Genomic DNA, 20,856 nt, shown 5'->3' with positions numbered 1-20,856 from the left:
GCAGTCGCAGGTCGAACCATGACTGTCACACATTGGTCATAATGGCGGCTTATAACTGTCGCGCTTGCCCGCGTAAGCGGGCTCAGGAGTCTCGCCGTGAGCTTTACCCCCGCCAACCGCCTGTTTCCTCTCACTCGTCTGCGCCGTAATCGCCGCGACGACTTTTCCCGTAGGCTGGTGCGTGAAAACGTTGTCACTGTCGACGATCTGATTCTTCCCGTATTTGTCCTCGATGGTGAAAACCGTCGTGAATCCATCGCCTCGATGCCCGGCGTCGAGCGCTTGAGTGTGGATCTGTTGCTCAAGGAAGCCGAACACTGGGTCGCGTTGGGTATCCCTGCGCTGGCGCTGTTCCCGGTGACACCGCCGGAAAAGAAATCCCTCGACGGTGCCGAAGCCTGGAACCCGGACGGCATCGCCCAGCGCGCGACCCGCGCCCTGCGTGACCGTTTCCCGGAGCTGGGCGTCATCACTGATGTGGCGCTGGACCCGTTCACCACCCATGGTCAGGACGGCATCCTCGACGAAGAGGGCTATGTTCAGAACGACATCACCGTCGACGCGCTGGTGAAGCAGGCGCTGTCGCACGCCGATGCCGGTGCTCAGGTGGTCGCGCCGTCGGACATGATGGACGGTCGCATTCAGGCCATCCGCGAGTCTCTGGAGCTGGCCGGGCATGTGAATGTCAGGATCATGGCCTATTCGGCCAAGTACGCCAGTGCCTACTACGGTCCGTTCCGTGACGCGGTGGGTTCTTCGCTGAATCTGGGCAAGGCCAACAAGGCCTCTTATCAGATGGACCCGGCCAACAGCAGCGAGGCCCTGCACGAAGTGGCAGCCGACCTTGCCGAAGGCGCCGACATGGTCATGGTCAAGCCTGGCATGCCTTATCTGGACATTCTGTACAGGGTCAAGGATGAGTTCAAAGTGCCGACCTTTGTTTATCAGGTCAGCGGTGAATACGCGATGCACATGGCCGCAATCCAGAACGGTTGGCTGAGTGAAGGGGTGATTCTCGAATCCCTCACTGCCTTCAAACGCGCCGGTGCCGACGGCATCCTTACCTACTTTGCTGTCCGCGCCGCTCAACTGTTGAAGGGGCAATAGCCTCACAGGAACATTCATGAATACCGAAGCACTCATCGAAGCCGCTGTTCAAGTCGATGTCCCGGAGGCAACGCCCGTGGTCGAACCTGACATCGAAGTAATCCCGGCCATCGAGGCACCCGCCGCTGCGGTGCCCGCTATCGTCGCCCCGAACCTGGACGACAGCAGCCTGTATATCCACCGTGAACTGTCGCAACTGCAGTTCAATATCCGGGTTCTGGAACAGGCGCTCGATGAGTCCTACCCATTGCTGGAGCGGCTGAAGTTTCTGCTGATCTTCTCCAGCAACCTCGATGAGTTCTTCGAGATTCGTGTTGCGGGCCTGAAGAAACAGATCACCTTTGCCCGCGAACAGGCGGGCGCCGATGGTCTGCAGCCGCATCAGGCGCTGGCCAGGATCAGCGAACTGGTACACGGTCACGTGGATCGTCAGTACGCGATCCTCAACGACATTCTGCTGCCGGAACTGGAGAAACATCAGGTCCGCTTCATTCGCCGCCGTCACTGGACGGCCAAGCTCAAGGCCTGGGTACGACGCTATTTCCGCGACGAGATCGCGCCGATCATCACCCCGATCGGTCTCGATCCGACGCACCCGTTCCCGTTGCTGGTCAACAAGAGCCTGAACTTCATCGTCGAGCTTGAAGGTATCGATGCCTTCGGGCGCGACTCCGGTCTTGCGATCATTCCCGCGCCGCGTCTGCTGCCGCGTGTGATCAAAGTGCCGGAAGATGTCTGCGGGCCTGGCGACAACTTCGTGTTCCTGTCGTCGATGATCCACGCCCACGCTGACGATCTGTTTCAGGGTATGAAGGTCAAGGGCTGCTACCAGTTCCGCCTGACCCGAAACGCCGACCTGGCGCTGGACTCCGAAGATGTGGAAGACCTGGCGCGCGCACTGCGTGGCGAGTTGTTCTCGCGTCGCTATGGTGATGCGGTACGTCTGGAAGTGGCGGATACCTGCCCGAAACACCTGTCGGACTACCTGCTCAAGCAGTTCAACCTGAACGAGTCCGAGCTGTATCAGGTGAATGGTCCGGTCAACCTGACACGTCTGTTCAGCATCACCGGCCTGGACAGCCACCCCGAATTGCAATACCCGCCGTTCACGCCAGCCATTCCCAAGCTGCTGCAGAACAGCGAAAACGTTTTCAGCGTGGTCAGCAAACAGGACATCCTGTTGCTGCACCCTTTCGAGTCCTTCACGCCAGTGGTCGACCTGCTGCGCCAGGCGGCAAAAGACCCGCACGTGCTTGCGGTACGCCAGACGCTGTATCGCAGCGGCGCTAACTCGGAAATCGTCGATGCGCTGGTCGATGCCGCGCGTAACGGTAAGGAAGTCACTGCGGTGATCGAGCTGCGTGCGCGTTTCGACGAAGAGTCCAACCTGCAACTGGCCAGCCGTCTGCAGGCCGCCGGTGCAGTGGTGATCTACGGCGTGGTCGGCTTCAAGACCCACGCCAAGATGATGTTGATTCTGCGTCGCGAAGCGGGCGAGATCGTGCGTTATGCGCATCTCGGGACCGGCAACTACCACGCCGGTAACGCGCGTCTGTATACCGACTACAGCTTGCTGACCTCCGATGACGCGTTGTGCGAAGACGTCGGCAAACTGTTCAGCCAGTTGATCGGCATGGGCAAGACGCTGCGCATGAAGAAGCTGCTGCATGCGCCGTTCACGCTCAAGAAAGGCATGCTCGACATGATCGCCCGCGAGACGCAATTTGCGCTCGACGGCAAGCCTGCGCACATCATCGCCAAGTTCAACTCGCTGACCGATCCGAAGATCATCCGGGCGTTGTACAAGGCCAGCCAGTCCGGAGTACGCATCGATCTGGTGGTGCGCGGCATGTGCTGTCTGCGTCCGGGCATCGCCGGGGTTTCGCACAATATCCATGTGCGCTCGATCATCGGCCGCTTCCTGGAACACACGCGAGTGTTCTACTTCCTTAACGGCGGCGACGAGCAGATGTTCCTGTCGAGTGCCGACTGGATGGAGCGCAACCTCGACAAGCGCGTCGAGACCTGCTTCCCGGTGGAAGGCAAGAAGCTGATTCTGCGTGTGAAAAAGGAACTGGAAAGCTATCTGACCGACAACACCCACAGCTGGCTGTTGCAGCCGGACGGGCGTTACGTGCGCAGCACGCCGACCGGTAATCAGAACCCGCGAAGCGCCCAGGCGACCCTTTTGGAGCGCCTGAGCAACCCGGTCCTCAGCGTACGCTGAAGACGATGCCGACTCGGGTCAGCCACTCCGCTTCCAGGGCGAAGTCGGCCTGAGTCAGCTGGTTGTTGTCCAGCCAGCCTTTCGGGAATTCGGCGTCCAGATTCGGGCCGTCGGCACGCAACACCACACGTGGCATCTCTTGGGTGCCGCGAATGTGGTGAAACAGAATCGCAAAGCGCAACAGCACGCACAAGCGAATCAGCTTGATGCCTTCGTCGCCGAAATCGGCGAACTTGTCCTTGGGAATATTACGGCGATGACCGCGCACCAGCAGTGCGAGCATTTGCTGGTCTTCGCGTGAGAAACCGGCCAGGTCGGAGTGCTCGATCAGGTACGCGCCGTGCTTGTGGTAGTGATAGTGGGCGATGTCCAGGCCGATTTCGTGCACCTTGGCCGCCCAGCTCAGCAGTTCGGCGTAGCTCTCGTGCTGTAATTCCCAGCTCTCGGCGACTTGCTCCAGTGCGTGCAGCGCCTTGGCTTCGACGCGTGCCGCCTGTTCCAGATCGACGTGATAACGCTCCATCAGCGAGCTGAGCGTACGCTCACGGACGTCTTCATGATGATGGCGGCCCATCAGGTCATACAGCACGCCTTCACGCAGGGCACCTTCGCAGTGATCCATGCGCTTGAGTTCGAGGGCGTCGAAGATGGCTTCGAGAATCGCCAGGCCTGCGGGGAAAATGGCGCGACGGTCGGGCTTGATGCCGTCGAAGTCGATCTTTTCCACATCACCCAGCTTGAACAGCTTGCGCTTGAGCCAGGCCAGCCCTTCGGCGTTGACCTCGCCAGCGCCGTAACCATTGGCCTTGAGCGCCAGGCCGATAGCACGAATGGTGCCTGACGAACCAATCGCTTCATCCCACTTGAGGCGATGCAGTGCGTGTTCGATGCTCATGATTTCCAGACGGGCAGCGGTGTAGGCCTGAGCATAACGGGCCGGTGTCACCTTGCCGTCGCGGAAGTAGCGCTGGGTAAAACTCACGCAGCCCATCTGCAGGCTTTCACGCAGCAGCGGCTCGAAGCGCTGGCCGATGATGAATTCGGTACTGCCGCCGCCGATGTCGGCGACCAGACGTTTGCCCGGGGTATCGGCCAGCGTGTGGGAGACGCCCAGATAAATGAGGCGCGCTTCCTCGCGGCCGGAAATCACTTCCACCGGGTGGCCGAGGATTTCTTCGGCGCGGTGAATGAAGTCGTTGCGGTTACGCGCCTCGCGCAGGGCATTGGTACCCACGATGCGTACCGCACCGAGCGGCAGCCCGTTGATCAACTGGGCGAAACGTTTCAGGCAGTCGAGACCGCGTTGCATGGATTCTTCGGTCAGCTGGCGCTCTTCGTCGATGCCAGCGGCCAACTGCACCTTCTCGCCCAGGCGCTCAAGAATGCGAATCTCGCCCTGATTGGCTTTTGCCACAACCATATGAAAGCTGTTGGAGCCCAGGTCGATAGCGGCGATCAGTGAAAAATTCTTGGGTGTTGAGTGCGGCATGGTCAGGAAATCCGGTTCGATAACCGGACCATCGTGCCACGATCCATGCTTGCCGCCAACGCGAAGCTGTTCAGGCACCGGAAATACCCGGTATTACTCGCGCGCGTGGCGTATGGCTATCAATGCCATGTGACGCAGAGCTTCACCAAAATGCATTGCCACGCTAAAGCGTGCAGAACGAGAGGTATCCCTAAGACGCCATCGTGTCTATGCGCCGGGCTCAGCGTAATACACAGTCTTCGTGGGAGCGAGCTTGCTCGCGAAGAGGCCGGTGCAGCCCCCGGAGATATGGTGTTTGGACCAACGCCTTTGTGAGCAAGCTCACTCCCACCAAGATTTCTGTCCAGCCCTATACAGCATGCAGCTGTGACGCGGAGCGTCACGAAATGCATTCCCACGCGGAGCGTGAGGAACGATGAGTGCCCGCAACATGCTCCGCGCTCAGCGTTACACACACGTTTTCGTGGGAGCGAGCTTGCTCGCGAAGAGGCCGGTGCAGCCCCTGAAAATATGGCGTTTGGACCAAAGTCTTCGTGAGCAAGCTCACTCCCACCAAGATTTCTGTCCAGCCCGATACAGCATGTAGCTGTGACGCAGAGCGTCACGAACTGCATTCCCACGCGGAGCGTGAGGAACGATAGGTGCGCGCAAGACCACTATCGATGCTCCGTGTGCGCATGCTGTTCCGGACGCTCTGCGTTCAGCCTCAGGCGTGCTCCACTGTGCCGATGAAGTTCGCCAGTTCCGGGGTTTTCGGGTTGGCGAAGAGTTCTTTCGGATCGCCCACTTCGTGCACCTTGCCCTGGTGCATGAACACCAGCTTGTCACCCACTTCACGCGCGAAGCGCATTTCGTGGGTGACCATGATCAGGGTCATGCCATCGGCTGCCAACTGGCGCACCACGCTGAGCACTTCGTTGACCAGCTCCGGGTCCAGTGCCGAGGTGATTTCGTCGCACAGCAATACCTTTGGCGACATCGCCAGCGCGCGGGCAATCGCTACGCGTTGCTGTTGACCACCGGACAGGCGATCCGGGAAGGCGTCGAACTTCTCGCCCAGCCCGACGCGTTCGAGCATCTTCCTCGCCAGTTTGGCGGCCTCGGCCTTCGGTACTTTCTGCACGACCTGCGGCGCAAGCATGACGTTCTCACCCACGCTCAGGTGCGGGAACAGGTTGAACTGCTGGAACACCATGCCGACCTTCTGGCGCAGCGTGCGCAGGTCGGCGCGCGCGGCGTCCAGGTATTCGCCATCGACCTCGATCACACCATCGTTGATCGACTCCAGACCGTTGAGCGTGCGCAACAGGGTGCTTTTGCCCGAGCCGCTGCGACCGATGATCGCCACGACCTGGCCTTCTTCGACCGACAGATCGATGCCTTTGAGTACGTGATGATCGCCATAGTATTTATGCAGGGCGGAAATTCTAAGCAGAGGCATGCAGTCTCCTTTCCAGATGGCGCGCGCACAGCGACAAGGGGTAGCACAGGATGAAGTAGCCCAGAGCAACGAAGCCATAGACCATGAAAGGTTCGAACGTAGCGTTGGCCAGCATGCTGCCGGTCTTGGTCAGTTCGGTGAAACCGATGATCGACGTCACTGCAGTGCCTTTGACCACCTGCACGGAAAAGCCGACCGTCGGCGCGACCGCGATGCGCAACGCCTGCGGCAGAATCACGTAACGCATCTGCTCGAATGGGGTCAGCGCCAGACTCGCGGATGCTTCCCACTGGCCCTTGGAAATCGATTCGACGCAGCCACGCCAGATTTCCGCAAGGTAGGCGCTGGTAAACAGCGTCAAGGCCAGTGCCGCCGCAGCCCAGGGCGAAATGTTCATGCCCATCATGGCGACGCCGAAGAACACCAGAAACAACTGCATCAACAGCGGCGTGCCCTGAAACAGTTCTATATAGAGTTTCGCGGTCACGCGCGGGCCGGATTTTTCCGAGGTGCGCATGCCCATGATCAGCAAGCCGATCAGCCCGCCGCCGATGAAGGCCACCAGCGACAAGGCCACGGTCCATTGCAGGCCGATCAGCAGATTGCGCACGATGTCCCAGAGGGTGAAATCCATCAGCTGTTCCTCGAGATGTAGCGACGCCCGATCCAGGCCAGCAGTTGCCGGATCAGCAGCGCCATGGCCAGGTAGATCAGCGTGGTCACAATGTAGGTTTCGAACGAGCGGAAGTTGCGTGACTGAATGAAGTTGGCAAAGAAGCTCAGTTCTTCAGTGGCAATCTGCGAGCAGACCGACGAGCCCAGCATGACGATGATGATCTGGCTGCTCAGTGCCGGCCAGACCTTGCCCAGCGCCGGAACCAGCACTACGTGGCGAAAGGCTTCGTAACGGTTCATTGCCAGCGCAGCCGACGCTTCAAGCTGACCCTTGGGAATCGCCTGGATACCCGCCCGCACGATTTCGGTCGAGTAGGCACCCAGGTTGATGACCATCGCCAGCACCGCTGCCTGCCATTCCGTGATCTGCACGCCCAGCGACGGCAGACCGAAGAAAATGAAGAACAGCTGGACCAGAAACGGTGTGTTGCGGATCAGCTCGACATAGATGGCAAAGATCGTCGCAAAAGGCTGAATCTTCCAGGCCCTCACGACGGCACCGACAATACCGAGACTGACGCCCAGCAGGGTGCCAATGGCCGTCAGTTCCAGCGTGAACAAAGCCCCGCGCAACAGCAGATCGATGCTCTGCAGGACCGGTGTAAAGTCGAAGTGATAAGCCATTGGTGAATCCTGTTACCGGAAAGCAGTGATCAGAGATCGGCAGGCAGCGGTTGCTTCAGCCATTTCTGGGAAGCATTTTCCAGCGAGCCGTCAGCCTTGGCGGCATTCAGAATCTCATCGACCTTGCCCAACAGTTCCGGCTGACCCTTGTTCACGCCGACATACACGGGCGAGTCCTTGAGTTTCACTTTCAGTGCCGGGATGCGCTTGGGATTGCGCTCGCTGATCGCGACCATCACCACGTTGCCGCTGGCAATCAGGTCGGTCTGACCGGCCAGATAGGCTGCGATGGTGGAGTTGTTGTCTTCGAAGCGCTTGATGACCGCGCCTTCCGGAGCCACTTTCGACAGCTCGATGTCTTCGATAGCACCACGGGTGACGCTGATGGTCTTGCCTTTCAGGTCCGCGATGTCCTTGACCGGCGAATCAGGTGGACCGAATACCGCCAGGTAGAACGGTGCATAGGCGCGTGAGAAGTCGATGACTTTTTCGCGGTCCGGGTTCTTGCCCAGGCTGGAGATCACCAGGTCGACCTTGCCGGTGGTCAGGAACGGAATGCGGTTGGTGCTGTTGACCGGGGTCAGTTCCAGCTTGACCTTCAGCTTGTCGGCCAGCAGTTGTGCGGTGTCGATGTCCAGGCCGCGCGGTTTCATGTCGGGGCCGACCGAGCCGAATGGCGGGAAGTCCTGCGGAACGGCCACCTTGAGGGTGCCGCGCGCTACAACGTCGTCCAGGCCGTTGGCGTGGGCGGGTGTCTGGCTCAGCATCAGACTGGCAAACAGTGCAGTAAGCAGGGCGCTGTAACGCTTGGTCATATGAAGTCTCCGGGCGAAACGAAAGGTGTTGGCCTGTCTCCAGTGCACAGCGCATGCCATTCGGTCATTACCTGCCATGAATCAAGGTTTGCAGCGCATTTATGGTCTTACTGGTCTGACCAGTTGGAGGAGGCCTCGCCCTGCTTTGGCGCGCTTTAAAGCCTTGCTGCCCCAGTGCTGGGCGTCGCTTGCCGAATGTTCGAGATGGCGATAAAAGGGATTTTTACTGGACTGACTGGCCTGAACAGTGATGCCGCACACTTCACTCGCAGTACCCGAATCAGCCCTCCGGGCCATTCGCAAATTGATCGCCGAGCAAGGGTACAAGCCCGGCGAGAGCCTGCCGTCGCAACGCGATCTGGCGGTTTTGCTGGGGGTCAGTCGGGCGTCCCTGCGTGAAGCCTTGTCATCGCTCAGCGCACTCGGAGTGGTCAGTGTCCAGCCCGGCAAAGGCGTCTTCGTGCAGTCGATTTCTGAACCAGAACAGCGCACAGGTGGTTTTTCCTGGCCTTATGAAGCTCAGGTTTCCCCGGCCGACACCTTTCAGTTGCGCTATGCACTGGAAGGTTTTGCTGCGGGAATGGCAGCGGTGACCCTGACCGCCGACGAGCGGGATGTGCTGGAGGACAACGTCGAAGCCATGCGCCTGGAGCTGCGTGCCGGTGACTTCGAGGCTGCGGCGCGGCTCGACTTCGAGTTTCATCGGCACATTCTGGTCGCCAGCGGCAATCAGGCGATGCTCGGGATCGTGACTGCCGGGGCCGACATCTTTCTGGAAAGCCAGAAGATGCCGTTCATCCGGGCGGCTAGGGTCATGGAAACCTGGCAGGAGCACCGCAAGATCCTTCGCGCGCTGGCCCGACATGCGTCAGGGCCTGCGCAAAAGGCCATGCAGGACCATATTCGTGGCGCGGCACTGCGCACCGGTATCGTGTTCGTTTCGCCCGCCAACTGAACGCCGGCCATAACTGCAGTCATGGCTCATCATAGTCAGACTCAATGAACCTTCGCTTCCTGAATCACCTGAGGCCCGCTATGATGAGCGTCGTTTTTAGCCTATGAACTCGGAGACTTCCATGAGTAGCGACCTTATCAAACACGTCACCGACGCCACCTTTGAAGCCGAAGTACTCAAGGCTCAGGGTCCTGTGCTTGTTGACTATTGGGCTGAATGGTGTGGCCCTTGCAAAATGATTGCCCCGGTTCTGGACGAAATCGCCAGCACCTACGAAGGCAAGCTGACTGTTGCCAAGTTGAACATCGATGAAAACCAGGACACTCCTGCCAAGCATGGTGTTCGCGGTATCCCTACGCTGATGCTGTTCAAGAACGGCAATGTTGAAGCGACCAAAGTCGGCGCCCTGTCGAAGTCGCAGCTGGCTGCGTTCCTCGACGCCAACATCTGAGGCGTTTCAAAGCCCCGCAAATCGCGGGGTTTTTTTCGGGTGTCGTACTAGACGCCTGGAAAATCAGGTGGTACATTCGGCCCCGCAACGGCTTCTCCGTTGCCCCCTGCTAGCCGTCGCCGACGCTCTCCTTTCGATTTAGTACGCGATCCTGTCGCCTTCTCTGCGGCGCGGCCTCATTAAGCCAAAAGCTTAATTTCCCCCTCCATACATGATTACGTCATTCCCCATATGAACCTGACTGAACTCAAGCAAAAGCCGATTACCGAATTGCTCGAAATGGCCGAACAGGCTGGCATTGAGAATATGGCCCGTTCGCGCAAGCAGGACGTCATTTTCTCCCTGCTCAAACGGCACGCCAAAAGTGGCGAGGAAATATCCGGTGATGGCGTGCTGGAGATTCTCCAGGACGGCTTCGGTTTCCTGCGCTCTGCAGACGCTTCCTACCTGGCCGGCCCGGATGACATCTATGTCTCCCCCAGCCAGATCCGCCGCTTCAACCTGCGTACCGGCGACACCATCGTTGGCAAGATCCGTCCACCCAAGGAAGGCGAGCGTTATTTCGCTCTGCTCAAGGTCGACACGATCAACTACGACCGTCCGGAAAACGCCAAGAACAAGATTCTGTTCGAAAACCTGACGCCGTTGTTCCCGACGATCCGCATGAAGATGGAAGCCGGTAACGGCTCCACCGAAGACCTGACCGGTCGTGTGATCGATCTGTGCGCACCGATCGGTAAAGGCCAGCGTGGTCTGATCGTTGCTCCGCCGAAGGCGGGCAAGACCATCATGCTGCAGAACATCGCGTCGAACATCACGCGTAACAACCCGGAAGTGCATCTGATCGTTCTGCTGATCGACGAGCGCCCGGAAGAAGTGACCGAGATGCAGCGCACCGTGCGCGGCGAAGTGGTTGCCTCGACATTCGACGAACCGCCAACCCGTCACGTACAGGTTGCCGAAATGGTGATCGAGAAGGCCAAGCGCCTGGTCGAGCACAAGAAAGACGTCGTTATCCTGCTCGACTCCATCACCCGTCTGGCTCGTGCCTACAACACCGTCATCCCGAGCTCCGGCAAGGTATTGACCGGTGGTGTCGACGCTCATGCACTCGAGAAGCCAAAGCGTTTCTTCGGTGCTGCGCGTAACATCGAAGAAGGCGGCTCGTTGACCATCATCGCCACCGCACTGGTTGAAACCGGTTCGAAGATGGATGAAGTGATCTACGAAGAGTTCAAGGGTACTGGCAACATGGAGCTGCCTCTGGATCGTAAGATCGCAGAGAAGCGCGTGTTCCCGGCCATCAACATCAACCGCTCCGGCACACGCCGTGAAGAGCTGTTGACCGCTGATGACGAGCTGCAGCGCATGTGGATTCTGCGCAAGCTGCTGCACCCGATGGACGAAGTCGCGGCTATCGAGTTCCTGATCGACAAGCTCAAGCAGACCAAGACCAACGACGAGTTCTTCCTGTCCATGAAACGCAAGTAACGGGCAGGCTGAAACAAAAAATGGTGCCCTTCGGGGCACCATTTTTTTTGCCTGCATGCCGCCGATTAGCTGCCTTGAAGGGCTGGAGCAGGTACGATGTGCGTCTATTGGATAAATGGCCGGGTTAATGAAATTCAAAGATCTTAGGGATTTCGTGCAGCAGCTTGAGCAGCGCGGAGAGTTGAAACGCATCCAGATGCCGATCTCGCCTGTGCTGGAAATGACTGAAATCTGTGACCGTACCTTGCGTGCCAAGGGCCCGGCCCTGCTGTTCGAAAAACCGGTTGGTTTTGATATCCCGGTGCTGGGCAACCTGTTCGGCACGCCGGAGCGCGTAGCCATGGGCATGGGCGCCGAAGCGGTCAGTGAGCTGCGTGAAATCGGCAAGCTGCTGGCGTTTCTCAAAGAGCCTGAGCCACCCAAGGGTTTGAAGGACGCCTGGTCCAAGCTGCCGATCTTCCGCAAGGTCATCGCCATGGCACCAAAGGTCGTCAAGGATGCACCGTGCCAGGAGGTCGTCATCGAAGGCGATGACGTCGACCTCGGCATGCTGCCCGTGCAGACCTGCTGGCCGGGTGATGTCGCGCCGCTGATCACCTGGGGCCTGACGGTCACCAAAGGCCCGAACAAGGAGCGCCAGAACCTCGGCATCTATCGCCAGCAGGTCATCGGTCGCAACAAGATCATCATGCGCTGGCTCAGCCATCGCGGTGGTGCGCTGGACTTCCGCGACTGGTGCGTCAAGCATCCTGGCGAGCCTTATCCGGTCGCCGTCGCACTGGGCGCGGACCCGGCAACCATTCTCGGGGCCGTGACGCCGGTACCGGACAGCCTGTCCGAATATGCCTTTGCCGGGCTACTGCGTGGCTCGCGCACCGAGCTGATCAAGTGCCGTGGCAGCAATCTGCAAGTCCCGGCCAGCGCCGAGATCGTTCTCGAAGGCGTGATTCATCCGGGCGAGATGGCCGACGAAGGGCCTTACGGCGACCACACCGGCTATTACAACGAAGTCGACAGCTTTCCGGTGCTGACCGTCGAGCGCATCACGCACCGCATCAAGCCGATTTACCACAGTACCTACACCGGTCGTCCGCCTGATGAGCCGGCGATTCTGGGTGTCGCGCTGAACGAAGTGTTCGTGCCGATTCTGCAAAAGCAGTTCCCGGAAATCGTCGATTTCTACCTGCCGCCCGAGGGTTGCTCGTACCGCATGGCGGTGGTGACCATCAAGAAGCAGTATCCCGGCCATGCCAAGCGCGTGATGCTGGGCGTCTGGTCGTTCTTGCGCCAGTTCATGTACACCAAGTTCGTGATCGTCACCGACGACGATATCAATGCACGGGACTGGAATGACGTGATCTGGGCCATCACCACGCGCATGGACCCCAAGCGCGACACGGTCATGATCGATAACACGCCCATCGATTACCTCGATTTCGCCTCGCCGGTGTCCGGCCTGGGATCGAAAATGGGGTTGGATGCCACGAACAAATGGCCAGGTGAGACCAGTCGCGAGTGGGGCAGGGCGATCGTCAAGGACGAAGCCACCACACGCCGGGTGGATGAAATCTGGACTCAGTTGGGAATAGATTGATGCGCGTAACCTTGCAGCCATCAGGTGCGGTGCTGGAAACCCTGCCGGGCGAGCGGATACTCGATGCTGCACAGCGTCTGGGTTACGAGTGCCCGCAGAGTTGTCGCAATGGCAACTGCCATGTCTGCTCGGCTCTGCTGGTCGAGGGCCGTGTGATGCAGTCGGGGCAGACGCTCGATCACGGCGAAATTCACACCTGTGTGGCCGAGCCGCTGACTGAGTGTGTGGTGCTGTGGGATGGCGTGCTGGCCAAGGGTGAACTGCCGGTGCGCAGCTTTGCCTGCCAGTTGAGCGAATGTGTCGAGGTGGGTGGTGATGTCTGGCGGGTCGGCCTGCGCGCGCCGGCCGGCAAGCCACCGCGTTATCACGCCGGGCAGTACCTGATGATCGAGCGCGAGAACGGCGAGAAGTCGGCGTTTTCCATCGCATCGGCGCCGCACAGCGGTCGCGACCTGGAGCTGCACGTGCTGGCTCGTGAAGACAGTGCGCGCAGTCTGATCGAGCAGCTGCAACGCAACCGCATGGCACGGGTCGAGCTGCCCTTTGGCGACACCCACCTTGCAGAGCTGCCGGACGGGCCGCTGGTGCTGATCGCGGCCGGTACGGGCATGGCGCAAATGAACAGTTTGTTGGAACACTGTCGCTCCACAGGCTTCAGTCATCCCGTGCACCTTTACTGGGGCGTGCGTCGTCCCGAAGATTTCTACCAGGTCAGCCATTGGGATGAGTGGGCGAAACTGCCGAACCTGTTCCTGCACAAGGTTGTCAGCGACCTGTGCGGCTGGGAGGGGCGTTGCGGTCTGCTGCACGAGGCGGTTTGCGAGGACATCAAGGACCTGTCGGCCGTCCACGTCTACGCCAGCGGCTCTCCAGCGATGATCTACGGAACGCTGGACGCTCTGGTCGACGCCGGAATGGATGCCCATCAGATGCGCGCAGACGTATTCGCCTACGCACCGCGTCCGTAATGCCGGACTGACGGCTGCATGAGTGGAGTGTAAATTGCTTTAACTGATTACAACCGATGGCGACGCCTGTTCGTCGCCAGGCAAACTTTAGTAACGGCAGGCCCTTGGCCTGTGGCAACAACCGAACCACGACACCCTGATGCCGCTCAACCACGAGCGAGTCGGCGGGGCTCGGTAAAAACTGACAGTCAGACTGTCAGGGAGGCAAATGGAGAACCCAATCAACGAGTTGGCCGTTGCAGTGCATGACGGCCTTGGCCTGACGTACCCGCCCGTTATCGATATGGGCCCACAGCTTACCCGCGAGCAGTTGCTCGCATCCATGAACGCCACCATGCGTCGTCACAAGGGCGGCCCGGTCTGGCTGTTCGCTTACGGCTCACTGATCTGGCGTCCCGAGTGCACCGCCGTGGAGAGCCAGCGCGCCCGAGTGCACGGTTACCACCGCGGGCTTTACCTCTGGTCGCACGAACACCGTGGCACGCCTGAAGTACCGGGGCTGGTATTTGGTCTGGATCGTGGCGGTTCATGCACCGGCTTTGCCTATCGTCTGCCGGATGAATGCCTGGAAAAATCGCTGCTGGCCTTGTGGGAGCGCGAGATGCCGTACCCCTCGTATCGCCCGCACTGGCTCAATTGCCGCCTTGAAGATGGCCGGAAGGTGCAGGCGCTGGGCTTCGTGCTCGAGCGGCATCTGCCCAGCTACGCAGGCAACCTGCCGGACAGCGTGCTGAGCCAGGTGCTCGCCAGCGCCAGAGGACGCTATGGAACCACCCGCGAGTACGTGGAGCAGACCGCCAAGGCCCTGCGTAGCCACGCCATGCCAGACCTGAATCTGGAGGCGCGGCTCAAGCGCTGCAAGTCAGAGACTGCCTGATCAGCCTTTGATGTCGCGGGACGTGCTGGCGACCTGCTTGTGCCGCAGCGTCGGCGCAAGGAACACCATCGCCAGAATGCACGCGCCGATCAACAGCACGAAGCCGCCATCCCAGCCGAAGTGGTCAACCGTGTAGCCCATTGCCGCGCTGGCCGCGACCGACCCGCCCAGATAGCCGAACAGCCCGGTAAAACCTGCCGCCGTGCCTGCTGCCTTCTTCGGCGCCAGTTCCAGCGCCTGCAGGCCGATCAGCATCACCGGGCCGTAGATCAGGAAGCCGATGGACACCAGGGCGATCATGTCGACGGTCGGATTGCCTTCAGGGTTCAGCCAGTACACCAGCGTGGCGATGGTCACCAGAAGCATGAACACCATGCCGGTCAGGCCGCGATTGCCCTTGAAGATCTTGTCCGACATCCAGCCGCACAGCAGCGTGCCCGGAATGCCCGCCCACTCGTAGAGGAAATAGGCCCATGAGGTCTTGTCGACCGTGAAGTGCTTGGCTTCTTTCAGATAGGTCGGTGCCCAGTCCAGCACGCCGTAGCGCAGCAGGTAAACGAACACGTTGGCCATGGCGATGTACCACAGGAATTTGTTGCGCAGCACGTACTTGATGAAGATTTCCCTGGCGCTGAATTCTTCTTCGTGGCTGGCATCGTAGCCTTCCGGATAATCGTTCTTGTAGTGCTCGATAGGCGGCAGGCCGACCGATTGCGGTGTGTCACGCATGGTCGCGAAGGCGAACACCGCGACCAGCAATGCAACCGCCGCCGGCACGTAAAACGCCGCATGCCAGTCGTTGGTCCAGCCCATGCCGAGCAGGAACAGTGGGCCGATCAAACCGCCGCCGACGTTGTGCGCCACGTTCCACACCGACACCACACCGCCGCGCTCTTTCTGCGACCACCAGTGGACCATCGTCCGCCCGCTCGGCGGCCAGCCCATGCCCTGTGCCCAGCCATTGATGAACAGCAGCACGAACATGATCGTGACACTGGACGTCGCCCACGGCGCGAAGCCGAAGATGAACATGATCCCCGCAGAGACCAGCAGGCCGAACGGCAGGAAGTAACGCGGGTTGGAGCGATCCGAAACGATGCCCATGAGGAATTTCGACAAGCCGTAGGCAATTGCAATGGCAGACATCGCCACGCCCAGCTGGCCACGCGTATAGCCTTCGTCGATCAGATACGGCATCGCCAGCGAGAAATTCTTGCGCAGCAGGTAGTAACCCGCGTAACCGATAAAGATGCCTGCGAAGATCTGCCAGCGCAGACGGCGATAGGTACTGTCTACCTTTTCTTCGGGAAGGGGTGCCTGATGCCTGGCAGGGCGGAAAAACCCAAACATGGAGAAGCTCCTGATTATTGTTGTTTTTGCGAATGCGAATATTACATTTTCATTACAGAAAAAAGCAGTGCCTTCGGGCTGATTCCTTGTAGGAAATGCAGGCGATCGGCTGTTCTTTTACGAACATTGCGCAAATGTTTAAAGGTGTTTCAAGTATTTGGGATGGGTCCTACAGGCGTACCGGAAGTCGTGTGCTGACTGATATGTCGGCAGGTTCTTACCATCGTCATCACTGCGCCCTGGAGGTGCACCACGACGATGAGCCCCTACAACAATGAGAATGACCGCGTTCATGATTGCCGCATCACTGGCCCCTCACGCAGGCGCTGCAGAGCCATTTCTGGTGCCGATATACACGCCGACACCGGTTTTTCCGCCTGAGCTGGTCAAGACCCGCTACGCAGGCAAGGTCCGCGCCCAGCTGTGGATCAAATCCGACGGGCAGGTTCGTGAAGCTAGGGCGATCGAGAGCGGGCATCCGCAGCTCGCCGCAGCAGTGGAGCAGGCACTCCGCCAATGGCGCTATAAACCCTGGGTCGGAACAGTCGGCGCACCGCCCATGACCACGATCACCGTGCCCGTCATTTTTGATTCCCACGGCTATCGGCGCTTCAATACCGAAGTGACCGTGGGCCTGGGCAACATCCGCTGCGGCTACCTGAACGACGAAGTGAAATCCGCCCGCCAGTACTATCCCAAGGAACCGCTGAGCAGGGTCGACGTGTTCTGGCACACCGGGCAGGCACTGTTCGGCAGCCATGTTGCCCACCTGCGTAGCGAGCCGCAACGCCAGGTCTTGCTTGAGCAACTGGGCGCCGCGATACCGATGATGGTCAGCAATTGCCGAAGCAATCCCGATCGTCTGTATGGCGACTATCTGCCAGCGCCGATCAAGGCGTTGATGGTCGGGTTGGCCGAGCAAGCGGAGGGCGGCGAATGAGCCGCGTGCTGGGTTGCATGATGATTACAGGGTTGCTTTGGGCGTGGGGAGCACAGGCGTTGCCGTCGTATCCGGTGCCGTTGCATATGCCTGAGCCGGGCTATCCGACATCAATGCTTCGTTCCTCCGTAAAACGCAGTGTCAGCATCAGGGTTTTCATTCAGGCCGATGGACGCGTGCGCTTCCTGGAAGTGCTGGGGGCGCCCGATCCGAGGCTCATCAGCCTGACCCGAAGTGCTGTCGAACAGTGGGTCTTCGAACCTTGGCAGCCGCCGGCCTCTCACCCCGAGGGCGAAGCAGTTACGGTCACGTTCAATTTCACAGGGCGGCCACATGTCAACCCGCCGCTGACAGCCAATGTCGAGCTGAAGCAGGTGTTGTGCTGGCAGCTGAATACGGAAATGTTCGAGGGACGCAAATGGCGCAAGGACGTCAAGCCGGATGCGCTGATGCGCACAGAACTGTACCTGTCGAGCAGTCCGGTCGTAGAGCAGTTTCTCACTCTGGACGAGCGTCAGGCCCTGGTTCTTGAGCTGCTGGAAGCGACGCCGGGTATTGTCGCTCAATGCCAAAAAAATCCGATGCGCAGGTATGTTGATTATTTGCCGGAGAATGTGAGGAAGGCGTTGTAAGGGAGGGCGCGTTAGCGAAATGCGGGGACCAAAGCATTATTGCCTTGGTCCCCGCACTGTTGGTGAGCGGTTAGTGAGTCGCGCTCATATTTTGAATCGCTTCAAGCTGACTCATATCGAACGCCCCGTGAGCGCTGATCGTATTCGAGAAGTCGGTGATCGCGATTTCGATAGTGCCCCTCAGCACCTTGATCGCATTATCGATTTCTCGCGACGCCTCAGGCCCGAACGTCATCTCTATCGCTCGGTTGGATTCGGCCTCTTTAGCGCGAGCTTCCTCGGCGTTGCGTAGGGCCAATGCGTGCTCGGCTTCTTCGACCTGACGCTGTGCAAGCTGGAACGCTGCCTCTATGGCTCGCTGCTGCGCAGCATGTTCTTCCGCGAGTCGGCGAGCCGCCTCTTCCGCCTCGGCTCGCGCGCGCGCTTCTTCTTCGGCTTGGCGTTGTGCGGCTTCTTGGGCCATGCGCTCTGCGTGTTGGCGACCAAGTTCCAATAGCCGAGTAAGTAAGTCTTCGATGCTGCGTTTGAAATTCTCTAGGAACAGGATACTTTCCATGAAGAATCTGGCTTCGGCAATTAAATCCATACGGCCGTCACCAGGAAGAGTTCGTAGGTGTGCGCTCATTTCCATATCTTCTTTGGTTGAGCGCTGGTCACCCCAAAGTGTATGGGCATACTCGATATTGATCGGCTGCAGGGGCGCTCGTTTACTATTTATCAGATGGTTGACGGCCTGTATGTGTTTGTCGGTTATTTCGATATAATTCATCCCGCTCCAGTCGCCGACGTAAGCCGCAATCTCGGCTTGCAGAAAACCAGGTAATTGCCGTAGGTGATGATGTAGTTCTTCCATGGATGATTTCCTTTTTATAGTGTTTGAACTATTAGTTTGTGGAGTACTTAACTTTTGAATCCAGGCTTGCCATTTTTAGCTCGCCATTCTTTGATTTCTTTCATAACCCCTGCGGCGCTATCCTCCCGGCCTTCGGGTGGATAACACAATAAATCTGATTTTTCTGGATGTTCAGTCACTTCTGCAACGTGATCGATAAGGCTAATGACGTATTCTTCAGCATTTTCTTTGGTTGCGCTTACGCCGTTAAAAAGTTCGTTCAGGATTTCCATGAACTCAGCTTCGGTATAGTCGCTCAATTGAGATTTGAGTTTCATTGGTTTTTCCTGTGAGCTTGAATATAGTCTTTCGGCGTCATGATTACCAAATTGTCCAAGTCGTAAACTGCTCCGCCTTCGCTAATCCAGTGTTTGTGATGGATTTCATATTTCACACGTTTACCTACCCTATCTGCTGCCCTGACAAGAGGTGCACGTTTATCTGATACCTCAATACGGCTTAATTCCCCAAGATGTCGGCTCAACTCCGGGTCTTTTGATACCTCTAACCAGATCGCTTCCCTCAGCTTGTCAAAACTTGCGAATGGTCGTCCTCTCAGCTTTTCCGCGATGCTCGAAGGAATGGGTGTCGGCTGACTTGCCGTCGGTCCCCTCAGCCAGCTAGCCGTCACCGGCTCACCATACCCACTCGCAACCCCCGGAATCGACCTCGGGTCCTTGAACAGCAGGTAGCTATTCGGCAGCCCTGAATCAATCGGCGATATGAGAATGTAATCATCAGGATCATCTCGATCAATCGCCGGATAAGCTTCAAGCTCGGGTACAAAAGGTGTCACCACGTTGCCTGGATCTACCGGCAAAGCGGGTGGTCCTGCGGGTGAGCTTGTCGAGCTGTCCGCCGGTCGTGCTATTGGCGTCCATATCAGTGCCGGTGTCGATTCCCCGTCACGGATAAACTCGTAGGAATTGTTCTGTGCGTTATAGGTGAAAGTTCTTACGCGAACCTTGGTACCAACTTTCACACCGTCCGTAGCTACCCAGCGTGCAGCGCCGCTTGTGCCAGCTTCATCGGATGTCAGTCGATGAGGGACATCCAGCGTGCCCTTGACGCTGGCAAGGTAGTGCAGATCGATATGCGGCGGCAGGTTGAGCTGCGACAGAGGTGTGGCGATAACGGCGGGCGGCAGTTCTGCGTCGCCCAACGGTTGTGGATACATCGCCAGCAACGTAACCAGATTGCTGCCCAATGTTCTGGTCGCAATCCTGATGAGTTGATCCTTCGCGATGTTGGTCGCAACGGTTCTGATGCCTGGTGCTGCGGTGGTGGTTGACGCGGGGGCAATAACTGACCACAACTTGTCGATGCCAGCGGCCTGTCGTGCTTCCTGACTCGCCGGTTTATTGGCCAGCGACAGTTCAGCATGGCGCATGGAAAGCGCTGCTGATTGTTCATTGAGCAGCGTGACCGACTCGGCAAGAAGCTTTGCTTCGTAGGTTTGAGATAAAGCGTTTACCCACGCTTCATGGGCCTGCTGCACACGTGGCGGATCACCCTGGCTGTAGTACACCAGATAGTTCAGGTGGTCTTTTTGTGTAGCATGGTCAAGTTCTTGACCGGTGAGACTCAGAGCCTGAGCGCGACGCTCGTCCAGTAACGGTTGTTTGATTGCAAGTAAATAGTTAACCCTGGTTTTTTTCTGAAGTATAAGCTCAAGAGCCTGCTCGTCGCGTGGGGGATCAGCATTTAGATCATGACCTGACGCTATTTCTTTTTGAAGATCATTCGGCAGCGATGCAGAAGCCAGTAAGTAGTTTTGTGCCAATCCAGATTGTAACGAGGGATAGGACGCTGTCAGCGTTTCAAGAGCCTGTCGATGTGCCTGATCTTTTTCGGCCTGTGCGCGCACCTGCGCTTCAACGCGCTCTCGCTCGGCGGCTTCCGCCATTGCCCGAGCATGCGCCTCAGCTTCTAGTCTTGCGAGATGAGCCGCGTGTTCTGCCGCTTGCCGCTGTGCCGAAGCCTGAGCTTCTGCCCTGGCTTGAGCGCGGGCGCGGGCTCGTTTTTTGGCTCTTTTACTACTTGAGCCACCAAAGCCGCCGCTGAGTCCTCCGTTGAAGCCAACACCAGTCCCACTGTTGAAGCCGAACGACCAATTGCCACCTTGGCGTGTTCTGGATCCGTGGTTAGTATCGGAGGGGGCGGTATGCTGAGGGCTGACATTTATTTCAATACCGCCACCTGTGTTACTGCCAGCTCCAGTATTACTGGTGTTTACGCTTTTGTTTCCTCCCATGTTAGGTACTACATAGAGATGTTTTTCTTCATCGGGGTTTTGATCTGCCATACATTAAGTCCTTGTTGGTGTAT

The 20,856-nt window shown here is 58.5% G+C and carries 19 protein-coding genes; 10 read left to right on the top strand and 9 right to left on the bottom strand.

Features of this window, described 5'->3' with window-relative positions:
* Window positions 1-96: 96 nt before the first annotated feature.
* On the top strand, window positions 97-1,107 hold the full coding sequence (gene hemB, locus BT119_RS06600) for a porphobilinogen synthase (RefSeq protein WP_003432248.1): 1,011 nt from the start codon (window positions 97-99) through the stop codon (window positions 1,105-1,107).
* Between the two features lie 16 nt (window positions 1,108-1,123).
* Window positions 1,124-3,334, top strand: a complete 2,211-nt coding sequence (ppk1, locus tag BT119_RS06595; RefSeq protein WP_003432250.1) for a polyphosphate kinase 1 — start codon at window positions 1,124-1,126, stop codon at window positions 3,332-3,334.
* On the opposite strand, the gene ppx is transcribed toward ppk1, so the two are convergent.
* The 5 genes from ppx to BT119_RS06570 all read right to left on the bottom strand — a co-directional run bounded on the left by ppx (window position 3,321) and on the right by BT119_RS06570 (window position 8,378).
* On the bottom strand, window positions 3,321-4,823 hold the full coding sequence (gene ppx / locus BT119_RS06590) for an exopolyphosphatase (protein ID WP_003367359.1): 1,503 nt from the start codon (window positions 4,821-4,823) through the stop codon (window positions 3,321-3,323). The genes ppk1 and ppx overlap by 14 nt on opposite strands.
* A gap of 706 nt (window positions 4,824-5,529) precedes the next feature.
* Window positions 5,530-6,264 (bottom strand): amino acid ABC transporter ATP-binding protein, encoded by a 735-nt coding sequence (locus BT119_RS06585; protein WP_003432251.1) that lies wholly within the window; start codon window positions 6,262-6,264, stop codon window positions 5,530-5,532.
* On the bottom strand, window positions 6,251-6,901 hold the full coding sequence (locus BT119_RS06580; protein ID WP_175550559.1) for an amino acid ABC transporter permease: 651 nt from the start codon (window positions 6,899-6,901) through the stop codon (window positions 6,251-6,253). Before BT119_RS06580 ends, BT119_RS06585 begins: the two co-directional genes overlap by 14 nt.
* The gene (locus tag BT119_RS06575; protein ID WP_003365831.1) at window positions 6,898-7,563 is read right to left on the bottom strand and encodes an amino acid ABC transporter permease; all 666 of its coding nucleotides are present in this window, start codon (window positions 7,561-7,563) and stop codon (window positions 6,898-6,900) included. Before BT119_RS06575 ends, BT119_RS06580 begins: the two co-directional genes overlap by 4 nt.
* Before the next feature lie 29 nt (window positions 7,564-7,592).
* Window positions 7,593-8,378, bottom strand: coding sequence for a transporter substrate-binding domain-containing protein (locus tag BT119_RS06570; protein WP_003432256.1), 786 nt, complete (start codon window positions 8,376-8,378; stop codon window positions 7,593-7,595).
* A gap of 250 nt (window positions 8,379-8,628) precedes the next feature.
* On the opposite strand from BT119_RS06570, the gene BT119_RS06565 reads away from it, so the two are divergent.
* The 6 genes from BT119_RS06565 to BT119_RS06540 all read left to right on the top strand — a co-directional run bounded on the left by BT119_RS06565 (window position 8,629) and on the right by BT119_RS06540 (window position 14,714).
* Window positions 8,629-9,333 carry a FadR/GntR family transcriptional regulator gene (locus tag BT119_RS06565; RefSeq protein ID WP_003365835.1) on the top strand — a complete coding sequence of 235 codons (705 nt, stop codon included), beginning with the start codon at window positions 8,629-8,631 and terminating at the stop codon, window positions 9,331-9,333.
* Between the two features lie 121 nt (window positions 9,334-9,454).
* Window positions 9,455-9,784 (top strand): thioredoxin TrxA, encoded by a 330-nt coding sequence (gene trxA / locus BT119_RS06560; RefSeq protein ID WP_003365837.1) that lies wholly within the window; start codon window positions 9,455-9,457, stop codon window positions 9,782-9,784.
* Window positions 9,785-10,015: 231 nt separating this feature from the next.
* Window positions 10,016-11,275 (top strand): transcription termination factor Rho, encoded by a 1,260-nt coding sequence (rho, locus tag BT119_RS06555; protein WP_002551560.1) that lies wholly within the window; start codon window positions 10,016-10,018, stop codon window positions 11,273-11,275.
* Between the two features lie 127 nt (window positions 11,276-11,402).
* Window positions 11,403-12,869, top strand: a complete 1,467-nt coding sequence (ubiD, locus tag BT119_RS06550; RefSeq protein WP_003317344.1) for a 4-hydroxy-3-polyprenylbenzoate decarboxylase — start codon at window positions 11,403-11,405, stop codon at window positions 12,867-12,869.
* Window positions 12,869-13,837: a CDP-6-deoxy-delta-3,4-glucoseen reductase gene (locus BT119_RS06545; RefSeq protein ID WP_003432257.1), complete on the top strand. Its 969-nt coding sequence runs from the start codon at window positions 12,869-12,871 to the stop codon at window positions 13,835-13,837. The genes ubiD and BT119_RS06545 overlap by 1 nt, the downstream gene beginning before the upstream one ends.
* 208 nt (window positions 13,838-14,045) lie before the next feature.
* Window positions 14,046-14,714 carry a gamma-glutamylcyclotransferase gene (locus BT119_RS06540; RefSeq protein ID WP_003365840.1) on the top strand — a complete coding sequence of 223 codons (669 nt, stop codon included), beginning with the start codon at window positions 14,046-14,048 and terminating at the stop codon, window positions 14,712-14,714.
* Here BT119_RS06540 and glpT read toward each other — a convergent pair whose 3' ends face one another.
* Window positions 14,715-16,064 (bottom strand): glycerol-3-phosphate transporter, encoded by a 1,350-nt coding sequence (gene glpT / locus BT119_RS06535; RefSeq protein ID WP_054081231.1) that lies wholly within the window; start codon window positions 16,062-16,064, stop codon window positions 14,715-14,717.
* A 274-nt stretch (window positions 16,065-16,338) separates the two neighbouring features.
* On the opposite strand from glpT, the gene BT119_RS06530 reads away from it, so the two are divergent.
* Window positions 16,339-17,004 (top strand): energy transducer TonB, encoded by a 666-nt coding sequence (locus tag BT119_RS06530; RefSeq protein ID WP_371857163.1) that lies wholly within the window; start codon window positions 16,339-16,341, stop codon window positions 17,002-17,004.
* Window positions 17,001-17,636 (top strand): energy transducer TonB, encoded by a 636-nt coding sequence (locus BT119_RS06525; RefSeq protein ID WP_072365145.1) that lies wholly within the window; start codon window positions 17,001-17,003, stop codon window positions 17,634-17,636. The genes BT119_RS06530 and BT119_RS06525 overlap by 4 nt, the downstream gene beginning before the upstream one ends.
* Window positions 17,637-17,706: 70 nt before the next feature.
* Here BT119_RS06525 and BT119_RS06520 read toward each other — a convergent pair whose 3' ends face one another.
* From BT119_RS06520 to BT119_RS06510, 3 genes are read right to left on the bottom strand one after another with little or no spacing between them, the layout of a single operon-like run.
* The gene (locus tag BT119_RS06520) at window positions 17,707-18,489 is read right to left on the bottom strand and encodes a hypothetical protein (RefSeq protein WP_060708539.1); all 783 of its coding nucleotides are present in this window, start codon (window positions 18,487-18,489) and stop codon (window positions 17,707-17,709) included.
* Window positions 18,490-18,536: 47 nt separating this feature from the next.
* Window positions 18,537-18,806, bottom strand: coding sequence for a bacteriocin immunity protein (locus BT119_RS06515; protein WP_072365143.1), 270 nt, complete (start codon window positions 18,804-18,806; stop codon window positions 18,537-18,539).
* The gene (locus tag BT119_RS06510; protein WP_072365141.1) at window positions 18,803-20,434 is read right to left on the bottom strand and encodes an S-type pyocin domain-containing protein; all 1,632 of its coding nucleotides are present in this window, start codon (window positions 20,432-20,434) and stop codon (window positions 18,803-18,805) included. The genes BT119_RS06515 and BT119_RS06510 overlap by 4 nt, the downstream gene beginning before the upstream one ends.
* Window positions 20,435-20,856: the final 422 nt, after the last annotated feature.

Source organism: Pseudomonas sp. NFACC10-1 (assembly GCF_900119195.1).
Taxonomy (GTDB): Bacteria; Pseudomonadota; Gammaproteobacteria; order Pseudomonadales; family Pseudomonadaceae; genus Aquipseudomonas; species Aquipseudomonas cerasi.
Note: the sequence above shows the minus strand (reverse complement) of the source record. Positions and strands in the feature narration are given on the sequence as shown.

Coding starts and splice junctions, on each gene's coding strand:
- BT119_RS06525 (WP_072365145.1), top strand. CDS start 17,001: ATGAGCCGCGTGCTGGGTTGCATGATGATTACAGGGTTGCTTTGGGCG.
- BT119_RS06515 (WP_072365143.1), bottom strand. CDS start 18,806: ATGAAACTCAAATCTCAATTGAGCGACTATACCGAAGCTGAGTTCATG.
- BT119_RS06565 (WP_003365835.1), top strand. CDS start 8,629: ATGCCGCACACTTCACTCGCAGTACCCGAATCAGCCCTCCGGGCCATT.
- BT119_RS06540 (WP_003365840.1), top strand. CDS start 14,046: ATGGAGAACCCAATCAACGAGTTGGCCGTTGCAGTGCATGACGGCCTT.
- BT119_RS06585 (WP_003432251.1), bottom strand. CDS start 6,264: ATGCCTCTGCTTAGAATTTCCGCCCTGCATAAATACTATGGCGATCAT.
- BT119_RS06520 (WP_060708539.1), bottom strand. CDS start 18,489: ATGGAAGAACTACATCATCACCTACGGCAATTACCTGGTTTTCTGCAA.
- BT119_RS06530 (WP_371857163.1), top strand. CDS start 16,339: ATGAGAATGACCGCGTTCATGATTGCCGCATCACTGGCCCCTCACGCA.
- rho (WP_002551560.1), top strand. CDS start 10,016: ATGAACCTGACTGAACTCAAGCAAAAGCCGATTACCGAATTGCTCGAA.
- BT119_RS06570 (WP_003432256.1), bottom strand. CDS start 8,378: ATGACCAAGCGTTACAGCGCCCTGCTTACTGCACTGTTTGCCAGTCTG.
- BT119_RS06510 (WP_072365141.1), bottom strand. CDS start 20,434: ATGGCGGAAGCCGCCGAGCGAGAGCGCGTTGAAGCGCAGGTGCGCGCA.
- ubiD (WP_003317344.1), top strand. CDS start 11,403: ATGAAATTCAAAGATCTTAGGGATTTCGTGCAGCAGCTTGAGCAGCGC.
- glpT (WP_054081231.1), bottom strand. CDS start 16,064: ATGTTTGGGTTTTTCCGCCCTGCCAGGCATCAGGCACCCCTTCCCGAA.
- ppk1 (WP_003432250.1), top strand. CDS start 1,124: ATGAATACCGAAGCACTCATCGAAGCCGCTGTTCAAGTCGATGTCCCG.
- ppx (WP_003367359.1), bottom strand. CDS start 4,823: ATGCCGCACTCAACACCCAAGAATTTTTCACTGATCGCCGCTATCGAC.
- BT119_RS06575 (WP_003365831.1), bottom strand. CDS start 7,563: ATGGCTTATCACTTCGACTTTACACCGGTCCTGCAGAGCATCGATCTG.
- BT119_RS06545 (WP_003432257.1), top strand. CDS start 12,869: ATGCGCGTAACCTTGCAGCCATCAGGTGCGGTGCTGGAAACCCTGCCG.
- trxA (WP_003365837.1), top strand. CDS start 9,455: ATGAGTAGCGACCTTATCAAACACGTCACCGACGCCACCTTTGAAGCC.